This is a genomic window from Neokomagataea anthophila, assembly GCF_018122595.1.
Lineage (GTDB): Bacteria > Pseudomonadota > Alphaproteobacteria > Acetobacterales > Acetobacteraceae > Gluconobacter > Gluconobacter anthophilus.
Map to the genome: position 1 here is coordinate 415,055 of NZ_JAGRQH010000002.1, position 24,223 is coordinate 439,277.

Consider the following 24,223-nt stretch of genomic DNA (forward strand, 5'->3'; position numbering starts at 1 on the left):
AATCCATAGCGCTTTCGCAATGAGAGTGGTTATTCGTAATATTATAACTTTATGAATAACCACCTCAGGATTTTGCTCTGATGCGCTTCTCATTCCGTGCGGCCCTCCTCAGCTGTGCTCTCTTCAGCACTGCCGGCACACTCTCTGCAGCTGATACTGCACCCAAAACTGCCCCCTCCGCACAGCCAGACGATCATTTTACGGGTATTGCTGCGCTACTCCCAGCGGACAGCACTACCAAACATCATTACGGCTCTATCGCGTACACCGCACATGCGGGCACCTTAACCCTGCGTGATGCAAACGGCGCACCTTCAGCCCGCGTCTTTTACGTGGCCTACACGAAAGACGGTGCCACTGCGGCCAAACGCCCCGTTTCTTTCTTCTTCAACGGTGGGCCAGGTGGTGGCACCGCCTATCTGCACCTCGGCGCGGCTGGCCCCGTTGCCCTCACCATGCCCAGCAAAGACCCAACAGATGGCGCACACGCAACACTCGGTGAAAACCCCGATAGCTGGCTGCCAACAACCGACATGGTCTTCATTGATGCCATCGGCACCGGCTACTCACGCCCGACCGACCCAGCAAAAGCTTCTGGTGAATTTTATGGTGTGAAGCAAGATGCCAGCGCTTTTGCAAAAGTTATCCAGCTTTGGATTGCTAATAACAACCGCCAAGAATCTCCCCACTATCTCGTCGGCGAAAGCTATGGCGGTATTCGCGCTATCCAAGTGGCAAATGCACTTCAACTTGAGCAAAATACACTGCTCGATGGGCTCGTCATGCTCTCCCCCGCCATCGAAATGCCGCTGCTAGATACAGAAGATAACCCCCTCTCCGCAGCCCTCATGCTGCCCACACTCATCTCCGCACATCAAAGCCCCAGCACCACCCCTCAAACGGCTGATACTGCCTACCAGTGGGCTATGACGACCTACCTCACCAAAGTCGCTGGCAAGATTACGGATAATGACACCGCTTTTTACCACGATGTCGCCACCCGTACGGGCCTGCCAGAAAGCGTCATTGCACGCCAACACGGCATCCCTGCCATTGGCTCTCATGATGTCATGTCCATCGATGGTCGTTTGCATGGCTTGTATGACTACACCCAAACCATCGCAGACCCGGCGGCAGATGGCTTAGATGAAAGCCCAGACCCTACGCTGTTTGGCTTTGGACGAGCATACGGCAATGCCTTCTCAGGCTATGCAGCCAGCGCACTCGGCTTCCACACTCCACTGACCTATGACTTGCTGTCTCTCTCCGTCAATGCGAGCTGGAAATGGAGCGCAGGTGGCCCAAGCCCCATTCACCAAATCCCAGTTTTGAACCGATTGCTCGCCCTCAACCCATCCTTACGCATCTTCGTCGCCAATGGTTATTATGATCTTGCTTGCCCCTTCGGCACAGCCCATTGGATGAAAGATCACCTGACGGTCGGCTCTGACCGTGTCTCTCTTCACCTCTATCAAGGTGGGCATATGCTGTATCTGCGCCCAGAAAGCCGCCACGCTTTTGCGGCTGATGTGCAAAGCTGGATGAATACCGACGCACATTAAAAGATATCTTTTTCAAATCACACTATCTAAACAAGTGGGAGAAATACTAAAATTCTCCCACTTTTCTCTTGAACAAAGATACTGCACACTTACTGACATTAATGGAACTCCCGCTTCGGAACCAAATGCCTCGTGGCCATACCGCACACATTGCACCAAACAACACACTCGGCTTTCTCTTCTGAAGCCCTCACAACATGTGATAAAGAACCTATTCATCGTCCCGGAGCCATACAAAATTATGGCTTGTTACTCGTTGCCAAGGCTCAAACTCTTCAAGTAATTTCCGGTGCGGGTGACATCGAAAAGCGCCTTACTCCCCAGTGGCTAGGTCAAGAGCTCTCAGGCCTTTTATCCCAACCCCCTGAAGTCTTTTTCTCTCCGTCCTCCACAAGCAATCTTTCGGTTCAAGGGGATAGTGGAGAGCATTTCACCATCATTGTGCACCAAATAGAACATTATATCGTTGTCGAATTAGAACCAGCCACAACGCATTTCCCATTCACAGCACATATTCTTAGTGAAATAGATTCAATATCAGAACGTTTTGAGCGCAGTCCCAACGTTGCAACACTCTGCCGACAAGGCGCTGATGCCTTCAGAAAAATTACAGGCTTTGACCGTGTTTTAATTTTTCAATTCCTCGAAAATGGCGATGGGCGCGTCGTTGCTGAAAGCCGAAATGACGTCTTTCCATCTCTTATGCATCATCATTTTCCAGCAAGTGATATTCCAAAACAAGCCCGCGCTCTTTATCTTAAAAACCGCGTACGCTCTATTCCCGACGCCCATACAAGCGCCACACCACTAAGGCCCTCACTCCCCGAACTCGCCACGCTTGACCTCAGCCCAGTGCAAGTCCGGGCCATCTCACCCGTGCACTTACAATATCTGATCAATATGCAGGTTACGGCATCTGCCTCCGTTTCCCTCATCATCGACGGAGCATTATGGGGCCTGATTACGTGTCATCATGCGACACCACATTTCTTAACACGTGACCTCCGCAGCTTTTGCCGCACGTTCTCTGGCATCATGTCCCGGCAATTACACGCCAAAGAAGAACTCACCACGTTTCAAGAACGCCTACGCATCAAAAATATTATCGATCATATTGCTTCAGAACTGAATACGCTTGAAACACTCGACGCCACGCTGCGAACCAAGCTCTACTCTTTCATGAAGCTCATTCCCTGCGATGGCTTCGCTATTATCAGCGCAGAAACCATTACACGCCAAGGGACACTTCCCCCTGATGATACCTTGCGTGACGTTCAGTCATGGCTCACAAAACATAGCCCCTCAGGGCTATACACCCATGCCCATTTTCAAGACGCTTACCCGCCGGCCGCCGCATGGTCTGACCAAATGGCTGGCCTCACCACAATTACCCTCCCATTTGCCCCCACCCTCACACTTTTATGGGGACGTGTTGAAGTCGTGCAGACCATCGAATGGGCCGGGAACCCACACAAACAATTACCAGATCAAAACTCCGTCCTACGACCCCGCCACTCTTTTGAGACATGGCGCCAAACCGTCACAGGAAAGGCAGCACCTTGGTCAGTCGAACACACGCAGGCAGCCAGTCGCCTACGCCAAATTTTATTGACAGAGCACCACAAACGCATGCTCACCGCGCTCAATACGCGCTTAGAAGCCACTTTACTGGAGCGTGAATCCCTACTCGAAGAGAAAGATCTGTTTATTCGTGAGGTCAACCACCGTGTTCAAAACTCTCTCCAGATGGTTTCCTCATTTTTACATCTCCAAAGCCGCTCAGCATCAACCCCGGAAACAGCTACCGCCCTGACCGAAGCCCAAAACCGTATTGCTGCCATCAACCTCGTGCATCGTCGACTGTATCAAGACAAACATCTCGGCGTTGTTGACCTCGCCCGTTATTTAGACGAACTGATCGAAGACGTCCTCACATCATGCGGAGCCGAGTGGCGGCATGATCTGCAAACGTCTTTAACGTCTATGACCATAGAAGTCGATCGCGCCATCAATATTGGTCTGATCGCTACAGAACTGCTGATCAACGCTACAAAATACGCTTATGCAGGAAAAGCTGGCCCATTACACATCACACTGTCACAGCATGGCCAACGCCTGACGCTACAAGTTGCTGACCAAGGCGAGAACACAAACTCCCCTACAGAAGAAGGCTTTGGTCGCCGTATGATCCGTAACATCGTGCACACGCTCAATGGCACGATAGACTACACAGACCTACAACCAGGCCTCTCAGCAACACTGAGCTTACCACTCACCACTCCCCGCTGACAGGCCATAAAGCCTTAGTGCAGAGGTAGAAAAGACACCCTATTGGGCTGACGGGCGACCAAAGGCGCGCCCGACCGAGAAACTACCCACCCCTAGGCAATATCTGCCACACAGCACGACGAGATCAGGCCGTCACATAGTTCCTTGAACCATTAGTAAACGGCCCCGTTCTTACCCTACAAGGTTACCTTCTTTATCCACCAATGAAATGGGGTAATCCCCTGTAAAGCATGCGTCACAGTACCGCGTTGCACCCTCATCGCGGCCTGTATGGCCCAATGCACGATACAAACCATCAAAGCTAACAAAGGCGAGGCTCTCTACACCAATCGCTTTAGCCATTTCTTCAACCGTATGGTTCGCCGCCATCAGCTTGCTCTCTTCAGGCGTATCAATCCCATAGAAACAAGGGTGCTTGGTCGGCGGTGACGTAATCCGCATATGCACTTCTGATGCACCCGCCGCACGCACCATATCCACAATCTTGCGAGACGTCGTACCACGCACGATGGAGTCATCCACCAAAATCACACGCTTACCAGCCAGAACAGCCCGGTTAGCAGAGTGCTTCATCTTTACGCCCAAATTACGGATCTGATCCGTAGGCTCAATAAAGGTACGGCCAACGTAATGGTTACGAATGATCCCAAGCTCAAAAGGAATATTGCTTTGCGCAGCATAACCAATGGCGGATGGAACCCCGGAATCCGGCACAGGCACCACAACATCTGCCTCAACACCACTTTCCAGAGCCAATTCAGCGCCGATCTTTTTACGCGCTTCATAAACCGGAACATTTTCCAACACAGAGTCTGGGCGAGCAAAGTAAATATGCTCAAACACACAGAAACGTGCCCCTTGGTCACCAAATGGATGAAGCGAGCGAATGCCGTGCTCATCAATCACCACGACTTCGCCTGGCTCAATATCGCGCACATAATCCGCGCCGATAATATCCAGAGCACAAGTTTCCGATGACAGAACCCAGCCGCCATTCCCCGCCTCATGACCCGGCAGACGGCCCAACACCAGCGGACGCACACCGAGCGGATCCCGCATACCAATCAACCCATCATTCGGCGTCAAGGTAATGAGAGAATACGCCCCCTTAACCTGCTTCACAGCATCAAGGAAACGATCCAAAACATTTGAATAAAGCGAAATCGCAATCAAATGAATAAACACTTCTGTGTCTGTCATTGATTGAAAAATACAACCGCGCTTAACCAAGGCCTGCTTCAGGGTCGCGGAGTTCGTCAGGTTACCATTATGCGCAACGGATAAACCACCGAACTCATAATCAGCATAAAGTGGCTGTACGTTACGAACATGCGTGCCACCCGTCGTTGCGTAACGGTTATGGCCAATGGCCACCGGCCCCGGCAATGACGCGATAACGCGGCTATCGCCAAACACATCACCAACTAGGCCAAGCCCCTTATGCTGGTGAAAGCGTTCTCCATCGAAGGACACAATGCCCGCCGCTTCTTGCCCACGGTGCTGCAACGCATGCAAGCCAAGGGCAGTCAACGCCGCAGCGTCCGGAACGCCCCAAACGCCAAACACGCCACATTCTTCATAAGGGCGGTTGGAGGTTTCGTTCAGGTTCATCGCAGCGTAGCCTTTCCACTAGACGGTCTCACCGGGCGTCATGGCCGCTTGTTGCTAAGGATGCAAGATGCGAACGCCACGACAAGGGCAGATATCCCACCAGACGCGTCTCTCCTGCAACAATATAGGGCGCAGTGAGACTTCTCTGCATCAGATAAGAAGCGGTCGTTTCAAAAAAAGCCCCCCCTATCAAACAAAGTGTGACGATCACCAAATACCCACGGAAAAGACCGTACCCCAACCCCAAAACACGATCGACACCACTCAACAGCCCAACACGAGCGATACCCGCAATCTTACGCCCCACCATCGCCAAGAATAGAAGAGTCACCAGAAAAACAAGAATGCCGCTAAAAATCTGCAACAACCACACATCATGCACATACGGCGCCAAATAAGGCTCAAACATCATGTGCAAGCGATTCGTCACCGCGATGGCCATGACCCAAGAAAATAGACCCGATATTTCGGTGGCAAAACCCCGTACGAATCCCCCGAGGCCCGACAAAATAATGAGCGCAAGCACCACATCATCAAAGCGGGTTAACGCATCAAGAGAACCATGGGCCAGATCAGAAAAACTCTGCATAATGACGCAGAGATGTACCTGAAAAATACGGTAGAGTCTCTTTTTGTTCTCATCACAAACAATAAAGAACCATTAAGGCAGCTTTGTCGAACGATAACGGCCATTTTTGCGTGGCCGAATACCTTGCTCACGCAAATCTTCTGCCAACTCTAAACGCGCCTCTAATTCAGCCCAAACATCACGCATATCAACCCCGCGCTGCTGCCAAATTTTTTCGAGAAGATACACCAATGATGCCCCCTCGCGCGCCAGACCTGTTCGATTATTCTGCATAACCTGTACAACACATTGCGCCGCACAGCCGCCTGTTTTTCGTGCCAAACGGTTAACACTTTTATTCGGCTCAAAGGGGGGATTTAGGTCTCTACGTGGCATCCCCCCGATGATGCGTATAATTTTCCACTCGGCGCAAGATTAACGCTGCGGAATTACCATTTATTACCCTTATTTAACGACTTCTGCCTGCGGAACGTAAATTTGAGCGCCATGCCCTTGAAATGTTTCACTCATTTTTTCCATACCAGCCTTACGCTCCGACTCGCGCCGAATGTCATGACTAATTTTCATTGAGCAAAACTTCGGACCGCACATGGAACAAAAATGTGCCGTCTTATGCGCTTCTTTCGGCAGCGTCTCATCATGGAAACTACGCGCCGTATCCGGGTCTAACGCCAAGTTGAATTGATCTTCCCAGCGGAACTCAAAGCGTGCGCGTGAAATTGCATCGTCACGCAATTGTGCCGCCGGGTGTCCCTTCGCCAAATCCGCCGCATGAGCCGCGATACGATAAGTAATTACACCCGTCTTCACGTCAGATCGGTCCGGAAGGCCAAGATGTTCCTTTGGCGTAACATAGCACAACATCGCCGTGCCAAACCAACCAATCATCGCCGCACCAATACCGGACGTAATATGATCATAACCCGGCGCAATATCCGTCGTTAGCGGGCCAAGCGTATAAAACGGCGCTTCGCCACATTCAGCCAACTGCTTGGTCATGTTCACCTTAATCTTGTGCATCGGCACATGACCAGGCCCTTCAATCATGACCTGACAGCCCTTGGCCCACGCAATCTTGGTCAACTCACCCAGCGTTTCAAGCTCAGCAAACTGCGCAGCATCATTCGCATCCGCAATCGACCCCGGACGCAACCCATCACCCAATGAGAAGGTAATGTCATACCGGCGCATAATATCGCAGATTTCCTCAAAATGCTCATAGAGGAAGCTCTCACGGTGATGCGCCAAGCACCATGAAGCCATAATAGAACCACCACGAGACACAATGCCCGTCGTCCGCTTTGCCGTCAGAGGGATATACTGCAAACGCACACCAGCATGAATCGTGAAGTAATCGACCCCCTGCTCCGCCTGCTCAATCAAGGTGTCACGGAACACTTCCCATGTCAGCTTCTCTGGTACGCCACCGACCTTTTCCAGCGCTTGGTAGAGCGGCACCGTACCAATCGGCACAGGAGAGTTACGCATGATCCAATCACGAATATTATGAATATTGCGCCCCGTGGAGAGATCCATCACCGTGTCACCACCCCAACGAATGGCCCACACCAGCTTCTCAACCTCTTCTGCCGCTGATGACGTCACAGCAGAATTACCGATATTCGCGTTCACCTTCACCAAGAAATTACGTCCGATAATCACCGGCTCAATCTCAGGGTGGTTAATATTTGCAGGAATCACCGCACGCCCACGCGCCACTTCATCACGCACAAACTCCGGCGTGATAAAAGCTGGGATCTCAGCTCCGAAATCTTCACCATCTGCACGACGCTCTTGCGCACCTTCGGCCATTTCCGCACGGCACGCATTCTCACGATGCGCAATGTAGATCATCTCTTCCGTCACAATGCCCGCACGCGCAAACTCATATTGCGTGACGTACTGCGCATCCTGCCCGTCAAAAACCTCATGTTCGGCCGGGCAAGACGGTACCGCCTGAGCTTCACTCACGTAACCATTATCTTCTGGCTTCACGCGGCGGCGCACATCAACCTTGCGAAAACCACGCTTTGCAACCCACGGCGCACGCGGCTTACTCAGCCCCTTGGCAACATCAATCTCAACATTCGTGTCCGTATAGGGGCCAGACGTATCATATACCCGTACTGGCTCTTCCTTTGCCGAAGGATGCAGAGCAATTTCGCGATACGGGACCACAATATCATCATGTCCCGGAGCAGCAGACCACTTCTTAACAGAACCTTCAATTGGCCCCGTTGTCACCTGCCCAACTGTACGTTGTGCTTTTACAGCATGCCCGTTCAAATTTTGTATATTGTCGCCCATACGTCCTCCACACCCCAACGGGGGAAGACACGAAACGACAGACCATAAGAGTCCAAGCGCCCTGCATAACCATTCCCTCCGCCGGTCCTAACCGGATCAGGTTCCCCGGACGACACCATGGCGCCCGGCAGGGTCGTCACACCGTTTTCTCACACACATAAGAAAACCAATGACCTCTCAGCTTCGTCGGTGAAGCTCCCCCTGGTGCAGATAAGAATCAGCGTTCTACTTCATTTTGTCAATCATGCATTCTTTATCGCGCCTCTCACAACACTGTGCAGCATTACGGTCAGACTGACATAACCGTGACATTTATATCACCAATTTACCTCAACATAAAAAATATCAAAATACGCACTATCGCAAATGAGAATTATTATCATTTATAAGTTTGTAAAATTTTTTACATAATCCTAACGGAAACAGCAATGTTCATCGCTCACAACACCACCTCTCACAGAAAGCACTTCCTCGTTTGCACAGCGCTCACCATCATCTGCGCAAACATTTCTTTCTTCGCCCCCCCAAATGCATATGCTGCTGACACAACTGTTCCTAAAGCGATAACAGCTCAAACACCCTCCAAATCTACCACCGATAAAAATACACCCACCGTTACCGGATCAACAGAATCCATTGTCGTCGTTGGGCAAAAGATTGATCACTTACAAAATACAAACAGCGCAATCACTGTGCTTAAAAAGCTCGATTCTAACGAATATCGATCACTCTATGATGTTGTAAATCGTGTCCCGAACATGATTGGCAATGCCGCAGACATCCCAACAATACGTGGCTTAACAGGCTCTGGTGCTGGCGGCGGCGTCTTCACTATTATGTCTGGAAGCCGCCCACGTACCGCCGTCATTATTGACGGTCTTCCCGAGACATACGCTGGCCAGCGTTATGCCGATGCAGGCACATGGGATATGGAACAAGTCAGCATCCTGCGCGGCCCTCAAGCAACGACACAAGGCCGCAACGCTATAGGCGGTGCCATCACACTTGCCAGCAAAGCCCCCACTCAATTCTGGCAAGCCGCAATCCGTGGCGGTTACGAAAGCGCTGGTAGCAAAGGCACATTTGCCGGAATGCTCTCAGGCCCCATTATTAAAGACGAACTTGCCTTCCGCATTACTGCCGATGGCGTGCGCGGCAACAGTTATATCCATTACCCCGGCACCAAGTGGCCCTTTAACCCAAGAGAAATTAACCAAACCTCAGTCCGCGGAAAGCTTTTATGGACACCTAAAGCCCTCCCTCAACTCAACGTCACTCTCATGGGTTGGCACCGTGAACAACATGGCGAATATCTCTACACCGCCACAGCACCGGACCTATTCCAATACCGCTTTGACAACACCAACATGAATACCCGCGTTACAGACTCGAGCATAAATGAAGCCAGCCTTCGAGCGAATTACCAAATATCCAGCGCCCTTTCGAACCAAATCACCTACGGCCACATTTGGTACGATGCCATCTTCCGACAATCCAATGCTCTTGCCAGCAAAAATAGCCTCGCTCATTTTACACTTAAAGAACAAAACAATACCGTTGAAGACCGCTTCATTTACGCACCGACAGCATCACGACTTAACGCAGTGGGTGGTTTATATTACTTCAACCGCGACCAAGATATTAAGTCCGATTTAGGTGTAAACGGCCCCGACAACGAACGGACCTACGCCGCTTATGCTGATGGCACTCTTCACCTTATTGGTGGTCTCAACCTGATTGCTGGCGCACGCGTGGAACGCGAAGAGCAGAAACGCAATGTGTCTCTTTCATGGGGCAAAGTACAAAGCGACATTGGCACGACAATGTTCTTACCTAAAGGCGGTTTAAGCTATACATTTACTCCCGTTACCAGCGCCAGCTTTACGGTTCGACGCGGCTATAACCCTGGAGGTGGAGCCATTAACTGGTATACGGGATCTTACTACCAGTATAACAAAGAAACTGTTACCACTTATGAGCTAGGAGGACACACAGAAATCCTCAACAAAAAGCTCAACCTTAATACCAATTTATTCTACAATGATTACCACTCTTACCAAGATCTCCTAAACTATACATTCGTCAATATTCCACATGGGCATAGTTTAGGCCTTGAAGCCGAAGCCCTCTATAATTTCACACGCAGCTTCCGCGCTTTTGGTGGATTGGGCTTACTTGCCACCAAAATTACAGATGCACCTGCTCAGTATAAAAACGTTGAAGGCACAAAATTCAGCAACGCTCCCACTGCGACCTTCAATGTCGGGCTTGAAAAAACCTTCAGGAACGGCTTGTTCATCGGAACAAACTTCAACCATGTAGGGCGCTACGCACCGCAAATAGCAAGCGGACAGAGCGTACCTTCTGGGAACTACAATATTCTCAATGCAAATGTCGGGTACACATCCCGATACTACACTGTACGCCTATACATAAAAAACCTAACAAATGACCATATTATTTATAGCGGACAAAAATTGTGGTCTGGTCTTCAAGCACAAGTTGGTCAACCCCGCGCATTTGGCTTTACCGTTGATGGTCATCTCTAGTATATAACATTAAAGTGCTTCATTTATCAAAAATGAAGCACTTTAATATTCCAATCAAACAGTCACTATATAAACATTACAATCCATTTGTACGGCGCAATTGATACTCACGCCACAACGTATCCAATGCTTCAACCAATTCATCGATCATACCATCATCATGCAGCGGCCCCGGAGTAATCCGCAGGCGCTCTGTTCCACGTGGCACAGTCGGATAATTGATAGGCTGAATATAATGACCAAACCGCCGTAACAATGCATCGGACAGTTCACGGCACAACTGCGCGTCACCGACCATAACCGGCACAATATGGCTCGGGTTACCAACATGAGGAATATTCTTCGCATCCAGCGCATCACGCAAATGAGCCACAGCATGCTGTTGCCCCTCTCGCTCTGCCGCATTGTCTCGCAAGTAACGCACACTCGCCAATGCACCAGCTGCAATCATCGGTGGCAAAGCCGTTGAGAAAATAAACCCTGACCCAAAAGAACGTACAAAGTCACATAAGGGCGCAGACGCAGCAATATAGCCGCCCACAACCCCAAAACCCTTACCTAACGTTCCTTCAATGATCGTCAGACGATGAGACAGGCCAAGCTTTTCAGCGATCCCCCCACCCTGCTCACCATACATACCGACAGCATGCACCTCATCGAGATATGTCATCGCACCATAACGGTCCGCGAGGTCACAAAAAGCTTCAATTGGGGCAATATCCCCATCCATTGAATATACCGACTCAAAGGCAATAATCTTGGGCACATCAGCAGGCAGCGCTTGCAAACGGCGCTCCAGATCTTCCACGTCATTATGACGAAAAATCTGCTTCTCAGCACGAGAATGACGAATACCTTCGATCATGGAAGCATGATTCAAAGCATCCGACAGCACCACACAATCTTTTAAACGCCCAGCAATCGTGCCGAGCGTTACCCAATTGGACAGATAACCCGAATTAAATAGTAGCGCCGCCTCTTTGCCATGCAAAGCCGCCAACTCTTTTTCAAGTTCAACGTGATAATGGTTCGTGCCAGAAATATTGCGCGTTCCGCCTGCACCTGCACCCGTCTCATCCAAGGCGGCATGCATAGCGTCTAAAACTGCTTTATTCTGGCCCATCCCCAAATAATCATTAGAGCACCACACTGTGACTTCTTGGCCTAAACCATGATGAAAAGCCTTTGGAAAGCGCCCGGCCCGACGTTCTAAATCAGCAAAATAACGATAGCTACCATCGGCATGTAGTCCATCGAGTGCTGCTTGGAACATCTGATCATAATTCATCACGTTTTCTCCTGCTCGGCCCTATGTAAGAGACCTCCTACCTCACGCCAAGTACCCCCACCCAAGAGCCACAGCAAAAGAAGACATTATACTGGTTCAACTGACCTTTTTACACGATATCGTCCCTTCCGAGACCTCGGCATCAAAGACTGCATCATCGTTTCCGGCGCAGCCAAAAGACCACCTGAAATCTCATCAGCCCCAACATCGCGCGCGAACGACAGTTGCTCCTGCAACTCCACACCACACACCCTGATCCGCAAACCAAGAGACCGTACGGCCAACAAAGACGCCCTATAAAACGCGACACTCACCGGATCTAGAACGGACGTCTCATCCAGTTTTTTACAAACATTCCCCGCACTCAACAGTACGGAGCAATCAAACTGTACACCGTCCAAAAGACCGCCAGACGCGCGCTCCTTTAATAAAGTCAAGCTCGAGGGCCCTTCACCAAAGCCTGAGACATAGACACCAACACCCCGGTCACGCAAAGCCGCCAAAGTAAAGCAGACCTCGGCATCATAATGCTGCAACCCTGCTTCCGAAAAAATCAAATCTAATAATGCTGCGTCAAAGCCCGTTTCTTCCAGCACCTCACCCAGCCGGGCATTAAACGCAGCATCCGGCGCTTCAACATCCGTCATACTCACCAGAAGACGCCGTTCTTCACCCCATTGCACCGCCTGTAGACACGCCAAAGACAGCAAATCCCGATCAATTTTCTGGGCAGTGCTCTCAGCCCTTTTGCCCCGCACCTTACGCGCAACATGCCTGGGGACAGACAGGCCAAGAGCATTCATATCAACTGATGCCCCCAATAACCGTAGATTATGTGCATGATCCGACGTGAAACGGGACTGCCACCGCAAAGCTGGCGCCGCACCTTTTTGTCGTGCGCGTCGACTGCGCAGCGTGCTCGCAAATGTTGCCGTATTAAACTGGGCATCCTCACCACAAAATGCCCGCTTATCATCTCGGGACACCGACAACCGTGAAGCGCTTTCCGACACTTCCACTCGTGACTTTGATGCCTCTGCCCGCTCTAAGGCCATCATGGCAACGCCATCTTCGAAGGTGTTCAACGCTGGCATCTCCTACTCTATTTCTAGAGATACTGGCGCCCACACCCCTAATATTTCCTTAATTCCCGAAGAATTTGCGTATTTTACCAACAAAAAACACCACGAGACACAGTTCGTCGCACATTATTCATTCGGCATGCCCAACTTAATAAACTATAATTGCCAACAATACATGTGAAACGCCCATAAGGTTTTCACGTTCTACCCACAGTTTCACGCTTGTCTAAACGCCCCCAGACGTTCACTAGACAGCTCATTCCCTTTCATAAAACGCTTTCTAAGCTCGACTAAGGACCCTGCACATGACGGCTACCGCCATACGCACCGGCCCCGACACACCGGCCCGCAGTCCCTTCCGAGAGCTGCTCCCATTCTGGCAAATCACACTGGCCTCATTCTTGGGATGGTTTCTGGATGCGTTTGATCAAACAAGCCTTCAGTTCACTTTGCCGGACATCGCAAAAGATCTCGGCTGCACCTTAACAGCCCTTGGTGGTGTTCTGATGGCTCAAGCCATCGGGCGCGCTATTGGGAATACCGGCTGGGGCTGGCTCTCTGATCGCTACGGCCGCCGCTTTGCCTTTATGCTCGGCGTTGTATGGTTTGCCGTTTTCTCCGCCATGACCGGGCTGGCACACAGCATCCTGTTCCTGATTGTCGTACAATTCATGTTCGGCATTGGCTTTGGCGGTGAATGGACGGCTTCCGCTGCACTGCTCATGGAAAGCGTCCCAGCCCGAACCCGCCCGATGGCCTCTGCCATCATGATGTCTGGCTATGAAGTCGGCTATTTTGCAGCCAATGCCGCACAAGAGCTCATTTTACCGCATTACGGCTGGCGTGCCCTCTTTTTCATCGGCCTTTTACCGGCGCTCCTCGCCATCTTTATCCGCATCGGCGTTAAAGAAAGCCCCGTCTGGCTTCGCAAACGTGCGGAGCTCCTGAGTGGACATGATTCCAGCACAAAACGTCCACGTCCCAAATTCCGCTTTGATGCTGCCGCCATACAAGCCATCGCCTTTATGGCCGTACTTGAGTTCCAAAAAGCTGCAATTTACACATTCTACCCAACCATTCTGCGCACAGCACACCAACCCGTACTGCACAGTATTTTCTGGCCCGTCACCTTATATTGCATTGGTTCCCTCAGCGGGAAGCTGCTCTGCGGCTGGCTTGCACAGAAGTTTGGTGACCTTAAAGTCATGCTCGGTGCACTCGGCACCATCATTCTTGCCATCTGGCCGTTCCTCAACGCTGTTTCATGGCCACTCTTGCTACTCGCTGCCTTTGTCATGGGCGGAGCGGCCTCTGGTATCTTCGCACTCGTCCCCCACTACCTGTCCAAGTGTTTTCCTTCCGAGACACGTAGCTTCGGCATGGGATTAGGTTATGCTCTCGGCTCCTTAGGGCAAGGCCTTGCAAGCCGCCTCATCCCCGGCTTTGGCCCAACGCCTCTCACACTGCCAATCGCCGCAGAATCGCTCGTCATCGGCTCATCCGTGCTGACCGCAGGCATTGCCCTGCTTCAACCGAAACACCTCCCCGGCGCCATCATGGAAGGGGATGAAGACGAACCAAAAGAGGGGCATTAAGCCCCTCTTTTTCTCAACATTCGAAGGTATAAAAAAAATCAAACCAGCTCCAAATGCAGGAACTGATTGAACGCACTGGGCACATAATCCCCAAATGCAGCGCCACTTACGAAGCCTCGACGCCGATACAACTGCAAAGCTGGCTCGAACATTGGCCCACGACCCGTTTCAAGACTTAACCGCTGTGCACCACGCTCCCGCGCGGCTGCGATAACCGTCTCCAAAATAGCTGCTGAAGCCCCCATCCGTAAAAAATCCGGATGCGTACGCATGGACTTCACCTCAGCAATACCATCTTTACCCATTTTCAACGCGCCAATACTGGCCACGTGATCCCCACGCCACGCCGTCCAGACCGTAGTCCCTGCTCCCTGCAAGCCCGACAGATCGAGCGCAAACACACTCCCTGGCGGCGAAGACGCATGCATCCCTGCAAGATGCAGTGCAATCAAAGCACGCGTCTGCTCCCCAGACAGATCATCTTCTCGAATTATGAACATACCGCCGCTCTCCTTCAGCATTCCCCATGATAATATGCGTGAAGAAAACCTCTAAAAACACTCACTCTGCCGCGCGTTAAAAGGCGGCAGAGCAGCAGAGGACAATACGCCCCAAAAACTAAGGCATTTTATAACCAAGAAAAATATCGGGCCACACAGGCTTACAAAGCCTCGGCCACCCACTCCGCCACGCGAATACCATCTATCCCTGCTGATAAAATGCCACCCGCATAACCCGCGCCTTCACCCGCAGGGAACAACCCCTTGAGCGTAGGACTTTGTCCATCTTTGCCACGGCGCACGCGGATCGGAGAAGACGTACGCGTCTCCACACCTGTCATCACCGCGTCAGCCATAGAATAACCGCGCAACTTACGTTCAAAACGCGGCAACGCTTCACGCATGGCATCCGTGACAAAATCTGGCAGACACAGCGTCAAATCCGTCGGCGTAACACCCGGGGTATAAGACGGCACAACACTCCCCAGCGTCGTCGAAGCTTTACCGTCTAAGAAGTCACCGACACGCTGTGCTGGCGCGCGATAACCACCGCCACCCGCACGATACGCAGCCTTTTCCCAATGCCGCTGGAACGCAACACCAGCCAGAACATCATTAGGGTAATCAAGCTCCGGCTTCACCTCAACGACCATCCCGGCATTCGCATTACGCTCAGCACGCGAATACTGGCTCATGCCGTTGGTCACGACTTGCTCAGGCTCTGAAGTCGCCGCTACAACCTGACCGCCCGGACACATACAGAAAGAGTAAACCCCACGTCCGTTTGACGCATGATGTACCAGCTTATAATCCGCAGCCCCTAACAGTTGATGCCCGGCCTGCGCCCCAAAGCGCGCTGCATCAATCACGGCTTGCGGATGCTCAATACGCACCCCAATCGAAAACGGCTTGGCATCCATGCCAATGCCCTGACGATGTAACATCGCAAACGTATCACGCGCTGAATGACCAACCGCCAGCACAGCATGAGACGCCGGGAGCACCTCACCATTCGATAAACGGAGCCCCGTCAAACGGCGCTCTTCCCCGTTTCCTTCCGTAACAAGATCATCAACACGCGTGCTGAAGCGATATTCCCCCCCGAGGCGCTCAATCTCCTCACGCATGAACATCACCATCGTCACCAGACGGAACGTGCCAATATGTGGCTTGGAAATCATCAGAATTTCTTCTGGTGCCCCCGCGCGTACGAACTCTTCCAATACGCGCTGGCCCAAATTACGAGGGTCAGACACACCAGAATACAACTTACCATCCGAGAAGGTACCAGCCCCACCTTCCCCGAACTGAACATTGCTTTCTGTGGTCAGAACAGATTGCCGCCACAACGCAAACGTATCTTTCGTCCGCGAACGCACATCCTTACCGCGCTCCAGCACAATCGGGCGCAACCCTGCCTGAGCCAGTGTCAACGCAGCCATAAGACCACAAGGCCCCGCCCCAATCACAACCGGACGTGGCGTTTGAGGGCCCACCTTAACCTGCGGCAAACGATATTCCGTGTTTGGGCGGGGGCGTACATGCTGGTCGCCCTCATGCGCCGCCAAAAGCCGCGCCTCATCATCCACGTCACAATCAAGGCTATAAACCAGCACAATATGACCGCGCTTACGTGCATCATACCCACGCCGCGCCACTGTCACCTGACATTTCTGATGTGCTGCCAAACCCAGCTTTGTCCGCGCGGCCTGCTCCAGATCCCCTTCCGGGTGCTCCAACGGCAGGCGTATTTCAGTCAGGCGTATCATGGGCGCCCACCGTGATGCTTGGCAGCGTGCTCTGGTTCAGCCGCCTGCGTATCTGGCGTCCCTTCCATAATCCGATCCATCAACGCCATCAAAAGGCCAGACACAACAAAGGCCAAATGAATCCCGACGCTCCACTCCAGCGCACGCGTCGTTGTCTCATCCACACGGATAAAATCCGCCAGCACATGAATGGCGGACATCGCAACAATAGAGGCCATCAGCTTGATCTTAATATCACCAAACGTGACATGCCCGATCCATGACGGGTAATCCGCATGTTCGCGAATATCCAACCGCGACACAAAGTTTTCATAGCCAGAAAACATCACGATCAGCAGAAGATTCGCCAACAGCACCAGATCAATCAGATCCAGAACCCCAACAAAAACATCATCAAAATCCAAATGCTGCACATGCAAGATCAGCCCCACCAGTTGCTGGAAGAACTTAAACGCAACCAACAACAAGCCAATCGTCAGGCTGAAATACAGCGGAGCCGCGATCCAGCGCGTCGCGAAAAATCCACGCTCGATGTATTTTTCAAAAGAGCGGCTTGCCTTGGGAGCTGGCGCAGCAGATGAGACAGAGACCGTCTCTGCGGCCTCTTGAGTGTGATTATGTGGCATGTCAGTCATGGCCCCTCTACTACGATTTTGCCTGTGTTTTCGCCACTCTCTTGTGCAGCTTGAGCAAAATTATGCGCTCTCTTGCATGACATCTCTTTGGCTCCACCCCAAAACTACGCTATGAACAGCACTCCATCTCACAGCCTTCTCCGAAAATGACAGATACCTCCCCACAGAGCCCGACGTCCTGCGGTAGCGATTCGCATCAGCATGCCCACACCACGGCAGCCGATACACACACGCACCACCATGATGACCATGACGATCATGATCATGACCACAGCCATCACCATGGGCATGGGCATGGGCATGGGCATGGGCATGGGCATGGGCACCATCATCACGCCCCGGCGAGCTTCGGCAAAGCCTTTGCCATCGGTATCAGCCTAAACATTCTCTATATTTTGGTTGAAACGGTCTGGGGCCTGCGCGTTCACTCCATGTCCCTGCTGGCTGATGCTGGACACAACCTGTCCGATGTTCTCGGCCTCGCTAGCGCATGGTTTGCACAGCTTCTCGCACGCCGCGCACCGAGCAATCGGTTCACCTATGGCATGCGCCGCGCCACCATTCTCTCCGCCCTCGCAAACGCTGTCTTCCTGCTCCTCGTCACCGGCGGCATCATATGGGAATCCATACTGCGCCTCTTAACGCCATCCACTGTTGCTGGCGAAGTCGTCAGTTGGGTCGCATTAGCTGGTATTCTCGTTAATGGCGGGACCGCATTGCTCTTCATGCGCGGCGCAGAAGATGACCTCAATGTGCGCGGAGCGTTCCTACACATGGCGTCAGACGCGGTAATGGCCTTTGCGGTCGTGCTCGCAGGGCTTGCCATCGCATGGACAGGACATACGGTTATTGACCCTGCTGTCAGCTTGCTCGTGTCTCTCTTCATTATCGGCGGCACATGGTCGCTTCTACGCGGCGCCGTTACCCTTTCTCTGGATGGCGTCCCCGCAGGCATTGATATCGCCAAAGTCGAAGCAGCGCTGCGCGCACTTCCCGGCGTGCAGGACATTCACCACCTGCATGTTTGGCCAATGAGCACCACAGAAACCGCACTCACCGTTCATATTTTAAGAGACCCGGACAACCACACCATCACCAATGCACACATGATTGATACCGCCCGCACGCAGTTGCGCAAACGCTTCAGCATCGGCCACCCTACGTTCCAAATCGAAGATGCCCACGCGTCTTGCGCCCCCACACACCAAAACTGCCAAAAGCCAGCGTAATGACAGACCGCCGTACCGTTGCACGCCTTTCTATTGGCGTCAGTCTCATCGTTCTAGCTGTTAAATATGCCGCGTATTGGGTTTCAAACTCCGATGCACTGCTCTCTGACGCGATTGAAACCATCCTCAACGTCATTGCGGCCTGCGGCACACTCTTTGCCCTCATCGTTGCCACACGCCCCGCTGACGACAACCACCCTTACGGCCACGGCAAAGCTGAATATCTCTCAGCCGTCATCGAAGGCGTCCTCGTTGTTCTGACCGCGCTCGGCATTTTACTCATCTCCATCCTGGACTGGATGCACCCACACCCCGTTGATGCCCCGTTCTTCGGCGTCGCACTCAATGCCTTAGCCGGCCTGATTAACTTCATCTGGGCGCGCATTCTCATCGGCGTTGGCCGCCGACAAAGCTCCCAAGCCCTCCTCGCAGCGGGTGAACACGTCCAGTCTGACGTGTGGGCTACCGTCGCACTTGTTATTGGCGTTGCCCTCATCCCCGTTTTACATTGGGACCGGCTCGACGCACTGCTCTCAGCCATCGTCGCCATCAATGTTTTGCGCGCCGGTTTTTCGATGATGCGCCATTCAATGTCCGACCTCATGGATGAAGCTCCCGCATCGGACTGCATGGATAATGTCCGACAAGCGATTTCCCAAAGCGCCACAGGTGCCATTGAAGCGCATGATGTCCGTATCCGTAAGGTTGGCGACTTACACTTCGTTGAATTCCACCTCGTCGTACAAAACGATATGACCGTTGACGAAGCCCATAACATTTGTGACCGAGTTGAAGCCGCCATCCGTAACGAACTTGGCCGCGCCTCTATCCACATCCACGTCGAGCCAAGCGACAAGGCAAAACATTCTGGCGTGCTCGTTCTGTCCTAAAAACGCACACAATTGCGGCATCATAACATCACTCCGCAACAGAATGGCATCTTGCACGTTCCAGTATCCTTGACCCCATCCCTATAAAGGGTGCAGGAGCGGGAGACGTATTGCGGATCTCACCCCTGTGCGTCCTTTGCTGCAAAATCCTGTAACCGGACAGTGTGCTCTTGGCCGATCATACACCCAACGCCTCCGCCCCTTCCTCCAAACCAACGCCGGGGGGGCATGTTTCCTCCAAGCATGCTTTGCGCCGCAAAGACCGCATTCATCACCTGCGTCGTTCTGCCCGCCAAACACAAACACAATGGAAACGCACAGCTCTTTACTGGGCCGGTGCGGTTCTGATCGGTATCGTCGCTGTTCTTTTCGCCAAACTTGGTGACAGTGCCGCTGACCTACGTGAGCAGATCCTCGCATGGCACCCATGGGTTATGCTCATTCTCTCCCCCATTGGCTTTGCCCTGATCATGTGGATCACCCGGACCGTGTTTCAGGGGGCGCAAGGCTCCGGCATTCCGCAAACCATTGCCACTTTACACATTGATGACTTCCAGATCGTTGATCGGATTTTGTCCTTCCGCATTGCCCTCGGCAAAATTCTTATGACATGCCTCGGCATTATCTGCGGCGCCTCCATCGGGCGTGAAGGCCCTAGCGTGCAAGTCGGTGCCTTCATCATGCACAGCTTCTCACGCGTCCTTGGACAATCCAGTATTTCCGCCCGCCGCAGCATGATTCTCGCAGGTGGCGCAGCTGGTATGGCCGCTGCTTTTAATACCCCCCTCGCTGGCATCGTCTTCGCAATTGAAGAATTGTCACATTCTTTCGAACAACGCACCTCAGGCCGTACCCTCACGGTTGTTGTGCTCTCAGGTGTCACAGCAATCGCCCTTTTGGGAAATTACACCTATTTCGGCCATGCAGATGTCGATGTACCCGTTGGCACAGCGTGGATCGCGGTTCTCACCTGCGGAATCCTTGGTGGCCTTGCAGGTGGTAGCTTCTCATCTCTCATCATCCGCATTTCACGCGGCCTACCAAAGCCCATTGGCCCTTTCGCTGCTAAACACCCCATTCTCTTTGCTGGCATTTGCGGCTTTGTGACAGCGGTGATCGGTATCCTGTCACACGGACAAACCTACGGCACCGGGTATGCTCAATCCCGCGCCATTTTCGCCGGTACAGAACATTACCCTGCCTCGTTCTTCGTGCTGAAATACATTGCTATGGTCGTATCATACTGCTCAGGCGTCCCAGGCGGGATGTTCGCGCCGTGCTTAGCAGTTGGCGCAGGTATTGGGGGTTGGGTAGAGCAGTTTTTACCACACACCAACCCCGGAGCCGTCGTCCTACTGGGAACAGTGGCTTACTTCTGCGGCGTGGCTCAGTGTCCCCTCACAGCCACCATCATCGTCATGGAAATGTGTGATAACCAACAAGTCACACTGGCCCTTCTTGCCACATCCTTCCTTGCATTCGGTGTATCACGTATGGTCTGCCCACGCCCTCTTTACGGCGCGCTGGCTGACCGCTTTCTCGAAGCTGTGGACCGCAAACACCACAGCATTACTCGACGAAAACCCAAGCCCCCCGCGACGTCTGACGAGCGCGTTCCATAATCTTTTCAAAACCCGGCCACTCAGCCGGGTTTTTTTATGCCTCACATTATTCGAGCACGATATATTGTAACAAAGTATATTTGCGAACGTTTCTCATTTACATTTTCAAACAAAAAAACTATTGCACATGAAATTGTTTTTAATATTCCAAGGAGAGATCAACGTGATGTCACCACGTCGGCTCTGGCTACTCGGCACATCCTCACTGCTCATTTCCGGCCTCGCCATTGCGCAGCCTGCTTCTGCCGCAGCGCAAGACAGCATGCAGCAGCACCATCACCACAAAGCAAAAACGAAAAAGACTGCACGGACAGCCAACACCAAAACAGCCCCGGCTCCGCAAGCAAATGTAACGCCCGTTACAACGGCACCTGCTGTCACCCCGACGGCCACAACAACCACAGCGGCCCCGGCACCTGCCACTCCCGTTGCTTCTGTAGAAGCACAAGGGGAGGAAGACCGCTTTACGGCATGGGGACACTCACACCCACAATTAACTGGCACATCGCCCAACCCAAAATTCACTGCATCACTGCTCAACACACCGCGCTCGATCTCGGTGATCACGCATGAGCAAATGAAGCTGGTTAACGCGACATCCTTCGAAAGCGCCATGCGTACCGTACCGGGTGTCAGCTTCCGTGGTGGTGATGCCTATGCTGTACCGGGCGGGAACTACCCCGTCATCCGTGGCTTTGGCTCCTACAGCAACATGTATATTGATGGCTTGCGTGACAGCGGCGCATCACAACGTGAAACCTTCGATGTTGACGAGATCGAAGTCCTGAAAGGCCCAGGCTCCGTCTATGGTGGCCGTGGCGGTCTGGGTGGGCAGATCAACATCACCACCAAGAAAGCACAACTAGGCAACCTTACTTCCGGGCAGATTGGCTTCGGCACAGCTGCATATAAACGTGGCACCATCGACGTGAACCGCCAAATCGGTTCCTCAACCGCCATCCGCTTGAATGCTATGGGCGATGACGGCAAAACAGCTGGCCGCTCACCCGCTGGTGGACATAAATGGGGTGTCGCCCCTTCTGTTTCCTTTGGTCTCGGCACGCCAACACGCCTGACCTTGGGCTATTACCACCTTTATACGTTTGGCATGCCAGACTACTCAGCACCCTATGACAAAGTCACACATGAGCCGCTGAACATTCCACGTCACCTCTTCCTTGGCCTCAAAGACCGTGACTTTGAACGCGGCACGACCAATATGGGCCAAATCATTTTTGAGCGTGACCTCGGCAAGAACTTCACGTTCCGCAACACCACACAATGGACAAGCACAGAGCTCGACTTCCTCGCGACCAACCCACAATGGGTGAGTTCTGCCGTCTCTAACCCAAACATCTCTCTGCAAGCGAAATCTGGCCTGTACCACACGGATAATGCGCAAGAACAAGCCATGGTCTCTGGCAAGTTCGATACCGGCTTTATTCACCACTCCATCAACACTGGTATTGAACTCTCACGGGAACGCACACAACGTCGCTCCTTTTACGTACAGGATTCCAAGGGCAACAACATCCGCGCAGGTGGCCCATGCAGCGTTGCTTATAACTGTGTCTCCGCACTCAACCTATCGAGTTGGAACCCCAACAACCCTTGGACAGGTTCTTACTCCATCGGTGAACCGGGCGTTCCGCAGTTGAACACAAACACCACGAGTGGCTCAGCTTACGCGTTTGACACCATGAGCATGTTCAACGACCGCCTCTACATCAATGGCGGCGTGCGTTTTGACCGCTTCATGACCTACGCTAAGCAGGGCAATCTTGGCCTGAGCAACAACCAAAGCTTCGTCAACTACCAAGCTGGCGCTGTTTATAAACCGATCAAACCTGTCAGCGTCTATTTCTCTTATGCAACAGCCTCAAACCCTGTTGGTGTTGAAGCCGGGTCAGATGGCCAGGTCGCTCTAAATGCAACCAATAGCAAACTGTCACCTCAGCGCGGCAAGAATACGGAAGTCGGCGCTAAGGCAGACCTTCTGCACGGACACTTCTCCGTAACAGGCTCTCTGTTCAACGGCAAAATGACCAATGCACAGGTTTCTAACGGCATGGGCGGCATGATGAATGCCGGCACTCAGCGCGTTCGTGGTGCAGAAATCAGTGTAGCCGGTCATCTGACGCAGCGTTGGGACATGTTCGGCGGCTGGACCTACCTCGACAGCTCCGTACTGGATGGCGGCCCAACGAAAGCCAATATCGGCAAACGCTTCCCTTACACACCGGGCAACTCTATCGCCTTGTGGAGCACCTACCGTATCCTCCCGCAATTCAAGTTCGGTGGCGGCGTCACGTATATGAGCAAGCGCTACACCAACGTGAACAACCAAACATGGGTCCCATCTTACGTGCGCCTCGACATGGTTGCCGACTATCAGATCACCCGTACACTTGATCTGCAAGGGAACCTGCAGAACCTGACCAATAAGCGCTACTATGACCGCATTTATCCAAACTATGCGCGCATTGCAGCGGGCCGTGCTGTCACTTTCGAGCTGACATACCGCCACTAAAAATCGTGCTTTTAGATCTAAGGCTTTGCTTCGCTCTAAAAGCCCAAACAAAAGGGCAGCGTGTCAAAACGCTGCCCTTTTTTATGCACTATATTCGCGGCAACAGTGATGACCTCTACAGCAGCTTGACGGTTTTACTGCCCACGCACCGCGTACCAAAACAATACCGCTGCTAG

At 52.4% G+C, this 24,223-nt stretch carries 17 protein-coding genes; 8 read left to right on the top strand and 9 right to left on the bottom strand.

The features are described 5' to 3' along the window. The first annotated feature begins 80 nt into the window (after positions 1 to 80). Both KB213_RS04800 and KB213_RS04805 read left to right on the top strand, forming a co-directional pair. Positions 81 to 1,562, top strand: coding sequence for a S10 family serine carboxypeptidase-like protein (locus KB213_RS04800; protein WP_211680855.1), 1,482 nt, complete (start codon positions 81 to 83; stop codon positions 1,560 to 1,562). Between the two features lie 132 nt (positions 1,563 to 1,694). Next, positions 1,695 to 3,851, top strand: coding sequence for a histidine kinase dimerization/phosphoacceptor domain -containing protein (locus KB213_RS04805; protein WP_346266668.1), 2,157 nt, complete (start codon positions 1,695 to 1,697; stop codon positions 3,849 to 3,851). A 171-nt stretch (positions 3,852 to 4,022) separates the two neighbouring features. Here the strand turns inward: KB213_RS04805 and purF are convergent, their stop codons facing one another. From purF to thiC, 4 genes are all read right to left on the bottom strand, one after another. Then, the gene (purF, locus tag KB213_RS04810; RefSeq protein WP_211680856.1) at positions 4,023 to 5,462 is read right to left on the bottom strand and encodes an amidophosphoribosyltransferase; all 1,440 of its coding nucleotides are present in this window, start codon (positions 5,460 to 5,462) and stop codon (positions 4,023 to 4,025) included. 28 nt (positions 5,463 to 5,490) lie between these two features. Then, positions 5,491 to 6,051, bottom strand: coding sequence for a CvpA family protein (locus tag KB213_RS04815; protein WP_211680857.1), 561 nt, complete (start codon positions 6,049 to 6,051; stop codon positions 5,491 to 5,493). A 72-nt stretch (positions 6,052 to 6,123) separates the two neighbouring features. Next, positions 6,124 to 6,372, bottom strand: a complete 249-nt coding sequence (locus KB213_RS04820) for a hypothetical protein (RefSeq protein WP_249110230.1) — start codon at positions 6,370 to 6,372, stop codon at positions 6,124 to 6,126. Between the two features lie 123 nt (positions 6,373 to 6,495). Next, the gene (gene thiC, locus KB213_RS04825; protein ID WP_249110231.1) at positions 6,496 to 8,358 is read right to left on the bottom strand and encodes a phosphomethylpyrimidine synthase ThiC; all 1,863 of its coding nucleotides are present in this window, start codon (positions 8,356 to 8,358) and stop codon (positions 6,496 to 6,498) included. 428 nt (positions 8,359 to 8,786) lie between these two features. Here thiC and KB213_RS04830 point away from each other — a divergent pair, with 428 nt between their 5' ends. Continuing rightward, entirely contained in the window at positions 8,787 to 10,907 is a 2,121-nt protein-coding gene (locus KB213_RS04830) for a TonB-dependent receptor (protein ID WP_211680859.1), read from the top strand. Between the two features lie 76 nt (positions 10,908 to 10,983). Here the strand turns inward: KB213_RS04830 and hemA are convergent, their stop codons facing one another. Together hemA and KB213_RS04840 are read right to left on the bottom strand one after the other, a co-directional pair. Continuing rightward, a complete protein-coding gene (gene hemA, locus KB213_RS04835) occupies positions 10,984 to 12,195 on the bottom strand; it encodes a 5-aminolevulinate synthase (protein ID WP_211680977.1) in 1,212 nt (403 codons plus the stop codon). Between the two features lie 86 nt (positions 12,196 to 12,281). Then, entirely contained in the window at positions 12,282 to 13,289 is a 1,008-nt protein-coding gene (locus tag KB213_RS04840) for an EAL domain-containing protein (protein ID WP_211680860.1), read from the bottom strand. Positions 13,290 to 13,582: 293 nt separating this feature from the next. Between KB213_RS04840 and KB213_RS04845 the strand changes: the two genes are divergently transcribed. Continuing rightward, entirely contained in the window at positions 13,583 to 14,872 is a 1,290-nt protein-coding gene (locus tag KB213_RS04845) for an MFS transporter (protein WP_211680861.1), read from the top strand. Between the two features lie 38 nt (positions 14,873 to 14,910). Here the strand turns inward: KB213_RS04845 and KB213_RS04850 are convergent, their stop codons facing one another. The 3 genes from KB213_RS04850 to KB213_RS04860 all read right to left on the bottom strand — a co-directional run bounded on the left by KB213_RS04850 (position 14,911) and on the right by KB213_RS04860 (position 17,776). Beyond that, the gene (locus KB213_RS04850; RefSeq protein WP_211680862.1) at positions 14,911 to 15,372 is read right to left on the bottom strand and encodes a GNAT family N-acetyltransferase; all 462 of its coding nucleotides are present in this window, start codon (positions 15,370 to 15,372) and stop codon (positions 14,911 to 14,913) included. A gap of 161 nt (positions 15,373 to 15,533) precedes the next feature. Then, entirely contained in the window at positions 15,534 to 17,141 is a 1,608-nt protein-coding gene (locus KB213_RS04855; RefSeq protein ID WP_211680863.1) for an NAD(P)/FAD-dependent oxidoreductase, read from the bottom strand. Continuing rightward, positions 17,138 to 17,776 carry a TIGR00645 family protein gene (locus tag KB213_RS04860; RefSeq protein ID WP_249110232.1) on the bottom strand — a complete coding sequence of 213 codons (639 nt, stop codon included), beginning with the start codon at positions 17,774 to 17,776 and terminating at the stop codon, positions 17,138 to 17,140. The genes KB213_RS04855 and KB213_RS04860 overlap by 4 nt, the downstream gene beginning before the upstream one ends. A gap of 146 nt (positions 17,777 to 17,922) precedes the next feature. Here KB213_RS04860 and KB213_RS04865 point away from each other — a divergent pair, with 146 nt between their 5' ends. From KB213_RS04865 to KB213_RS04880, 4 genes are all read left to right on the top strand, one after another. Beyond that, positions 17,923 to 19,005 (top strand): cation diffusion facilitator family transporter, encoded by a 1,083-nt coding sequence (locus tag KB213_RS04865; RefSeq protein WP_211680864.1) that lies wholly within the window; start codon positions 17,923 to 17,925, stop codon positions 19,003 to 19,005. After that, on the top strand, positions 19,005 to 19,895 hold the full coding sequence (locus KB213_RS04870) for a cation diffusion facilitator family transporter (RefSeq protein ID WP_211680865.1): 891 nt from the start codon (positions 19,005 to 19,007) through the stop codon (positions 19,893 to 19,895). Before KB213_RS04865 ends, KB213_RS04870 begins: the two co-directional genes overlap by 1 nt. Before the next feature lie 170 nt (positions 19,896 to 20,065). Further along, positions 20,066 to 21,517, top strand: coding sequence for a chloride channel protein (locus KB213_RS04875; protein WP_211680866.1), 1,452 nt, complete (start codon positions 20,066 to 20,068; stop codon positions 21,515 to 21,517). Positions 21,518 to 21,683: 166 nt separating this feature from the next. Next, positions 21,684 to 24,047 (top strand): TonB-dependent receptor, encoded by a 2,364-nt coding sequence (locus KB213_RS04880; protein WP_249110277.1) that lies wholly within the window; start codon positions 21,684 to 21,686, stop codon positions 24,045 to 24,047. Positions 24,048 to 24,223: the final 176 nt, after the last annotated feature.

What these genes read in the sequence shown, in the direction of transcription:
- KB213_RS04800 (WP_211680855.1), top strand. Translation starts at nt 81, where the DNA reads ATGCGCTTCTCATTCCGTGCGGCCCTCCTCAGCTGTGCTCTCTTCAGC.
- purF (WP_211680856.1), bottom strand. Translation starts at nt 5,462, where the DNA reads ATGAACCTGAACGAAACCTCCAACCGCCCTTATGAAGAATGTGGCGTG.
- KB213_RS04815 (WP_211680857.1), bottom strand. Translation starts at nt 6,051, where the DNA reads ATGCAGAGTTTTTCTGATCTGGCCCATGGTTCTCTTGATGCGTTAACC.
- thiC (WP_249110231.1), bottom strand. Translation starts at nt 8,358, where the DNA reads ATGGGCGACAATATACAAAATTTGAACGGGCATGCTGTAAAAGCACAA.
- KB213_RS04830 (WP_211680859.1), top strand. Translation starts at nt 8,787, where the DNA reads ATGTTCATCGCTCACAACACCACCTCTCACAGAAAGCACTTCCTCGTT.
- hemA (WP_211680977.1), bottom strand. Translation starts at nt 12,195, where the DNA reads ATGAATTATGATCAGATGTTCCAAGCAGCACTCGATGGACTACATGCC.
- KB213_RS04840 (WP_211680860.1), bottom strand. Translation starts at nt 13,289, where the DNA reads ATGCCAGCGTTGAACACCTTCGAAGATGGCGTTGCCATGATGGCCTTA.
- KB213_RS04845 (WP_211680861.1), top strand. Translation starts at nt 13,583, where the DNA reads ATGACGGCTACCGCCATACGCACCGGCCCCGACACACCGGCCCGCAGT.
- KB213_RS04850 (WP_211680862.1), bottom strand. Translation starts at nt 15,372, where the DNA reads ATGTTCATAATTCGAGAAGATGATCTGTCTGGGGAGCAGACGCGTGCT.
- KB213_RS04855 (WP_211680863.1), bottom strand. Translation starts at nt 17,141, where the DNA reads ATGATACGCCTGACTGAAATACGCCTGCCGTTGGAGCACCCGGAAGGG.
- KB213_RS04860 (WP_249110232.1), bottom strand. Translation starts at nt 17,776, where the DNA reads ATGACTGACATGCCACATAATCACACTCAAGAGGCCGCAGAGACGGTC.
- KB213_RS04865 (WP_211680864.1), top strand. Translation starts at nt 17,923, where the DNA reads ATGACAGATACCTCCCCACAGAGCCCGACGTCCTGCGGTAGCGATTCG.
- KB213_RS04870 (WP_211680865.1), top strand. Translation starts at nt 19,005, where the DNA reads ATGACAGACCGCCGTACCGTTGCACGCCTTTCTATTGGCGTCAGTCTC.
- KB213_RS04880 (WP_249110277.1), top strand. Translation starts at nt 21,684, where the DNA reads ATGTCACCACGTCGGCTCTGGCTACTCGGCACATCCTCACTGCTCATT.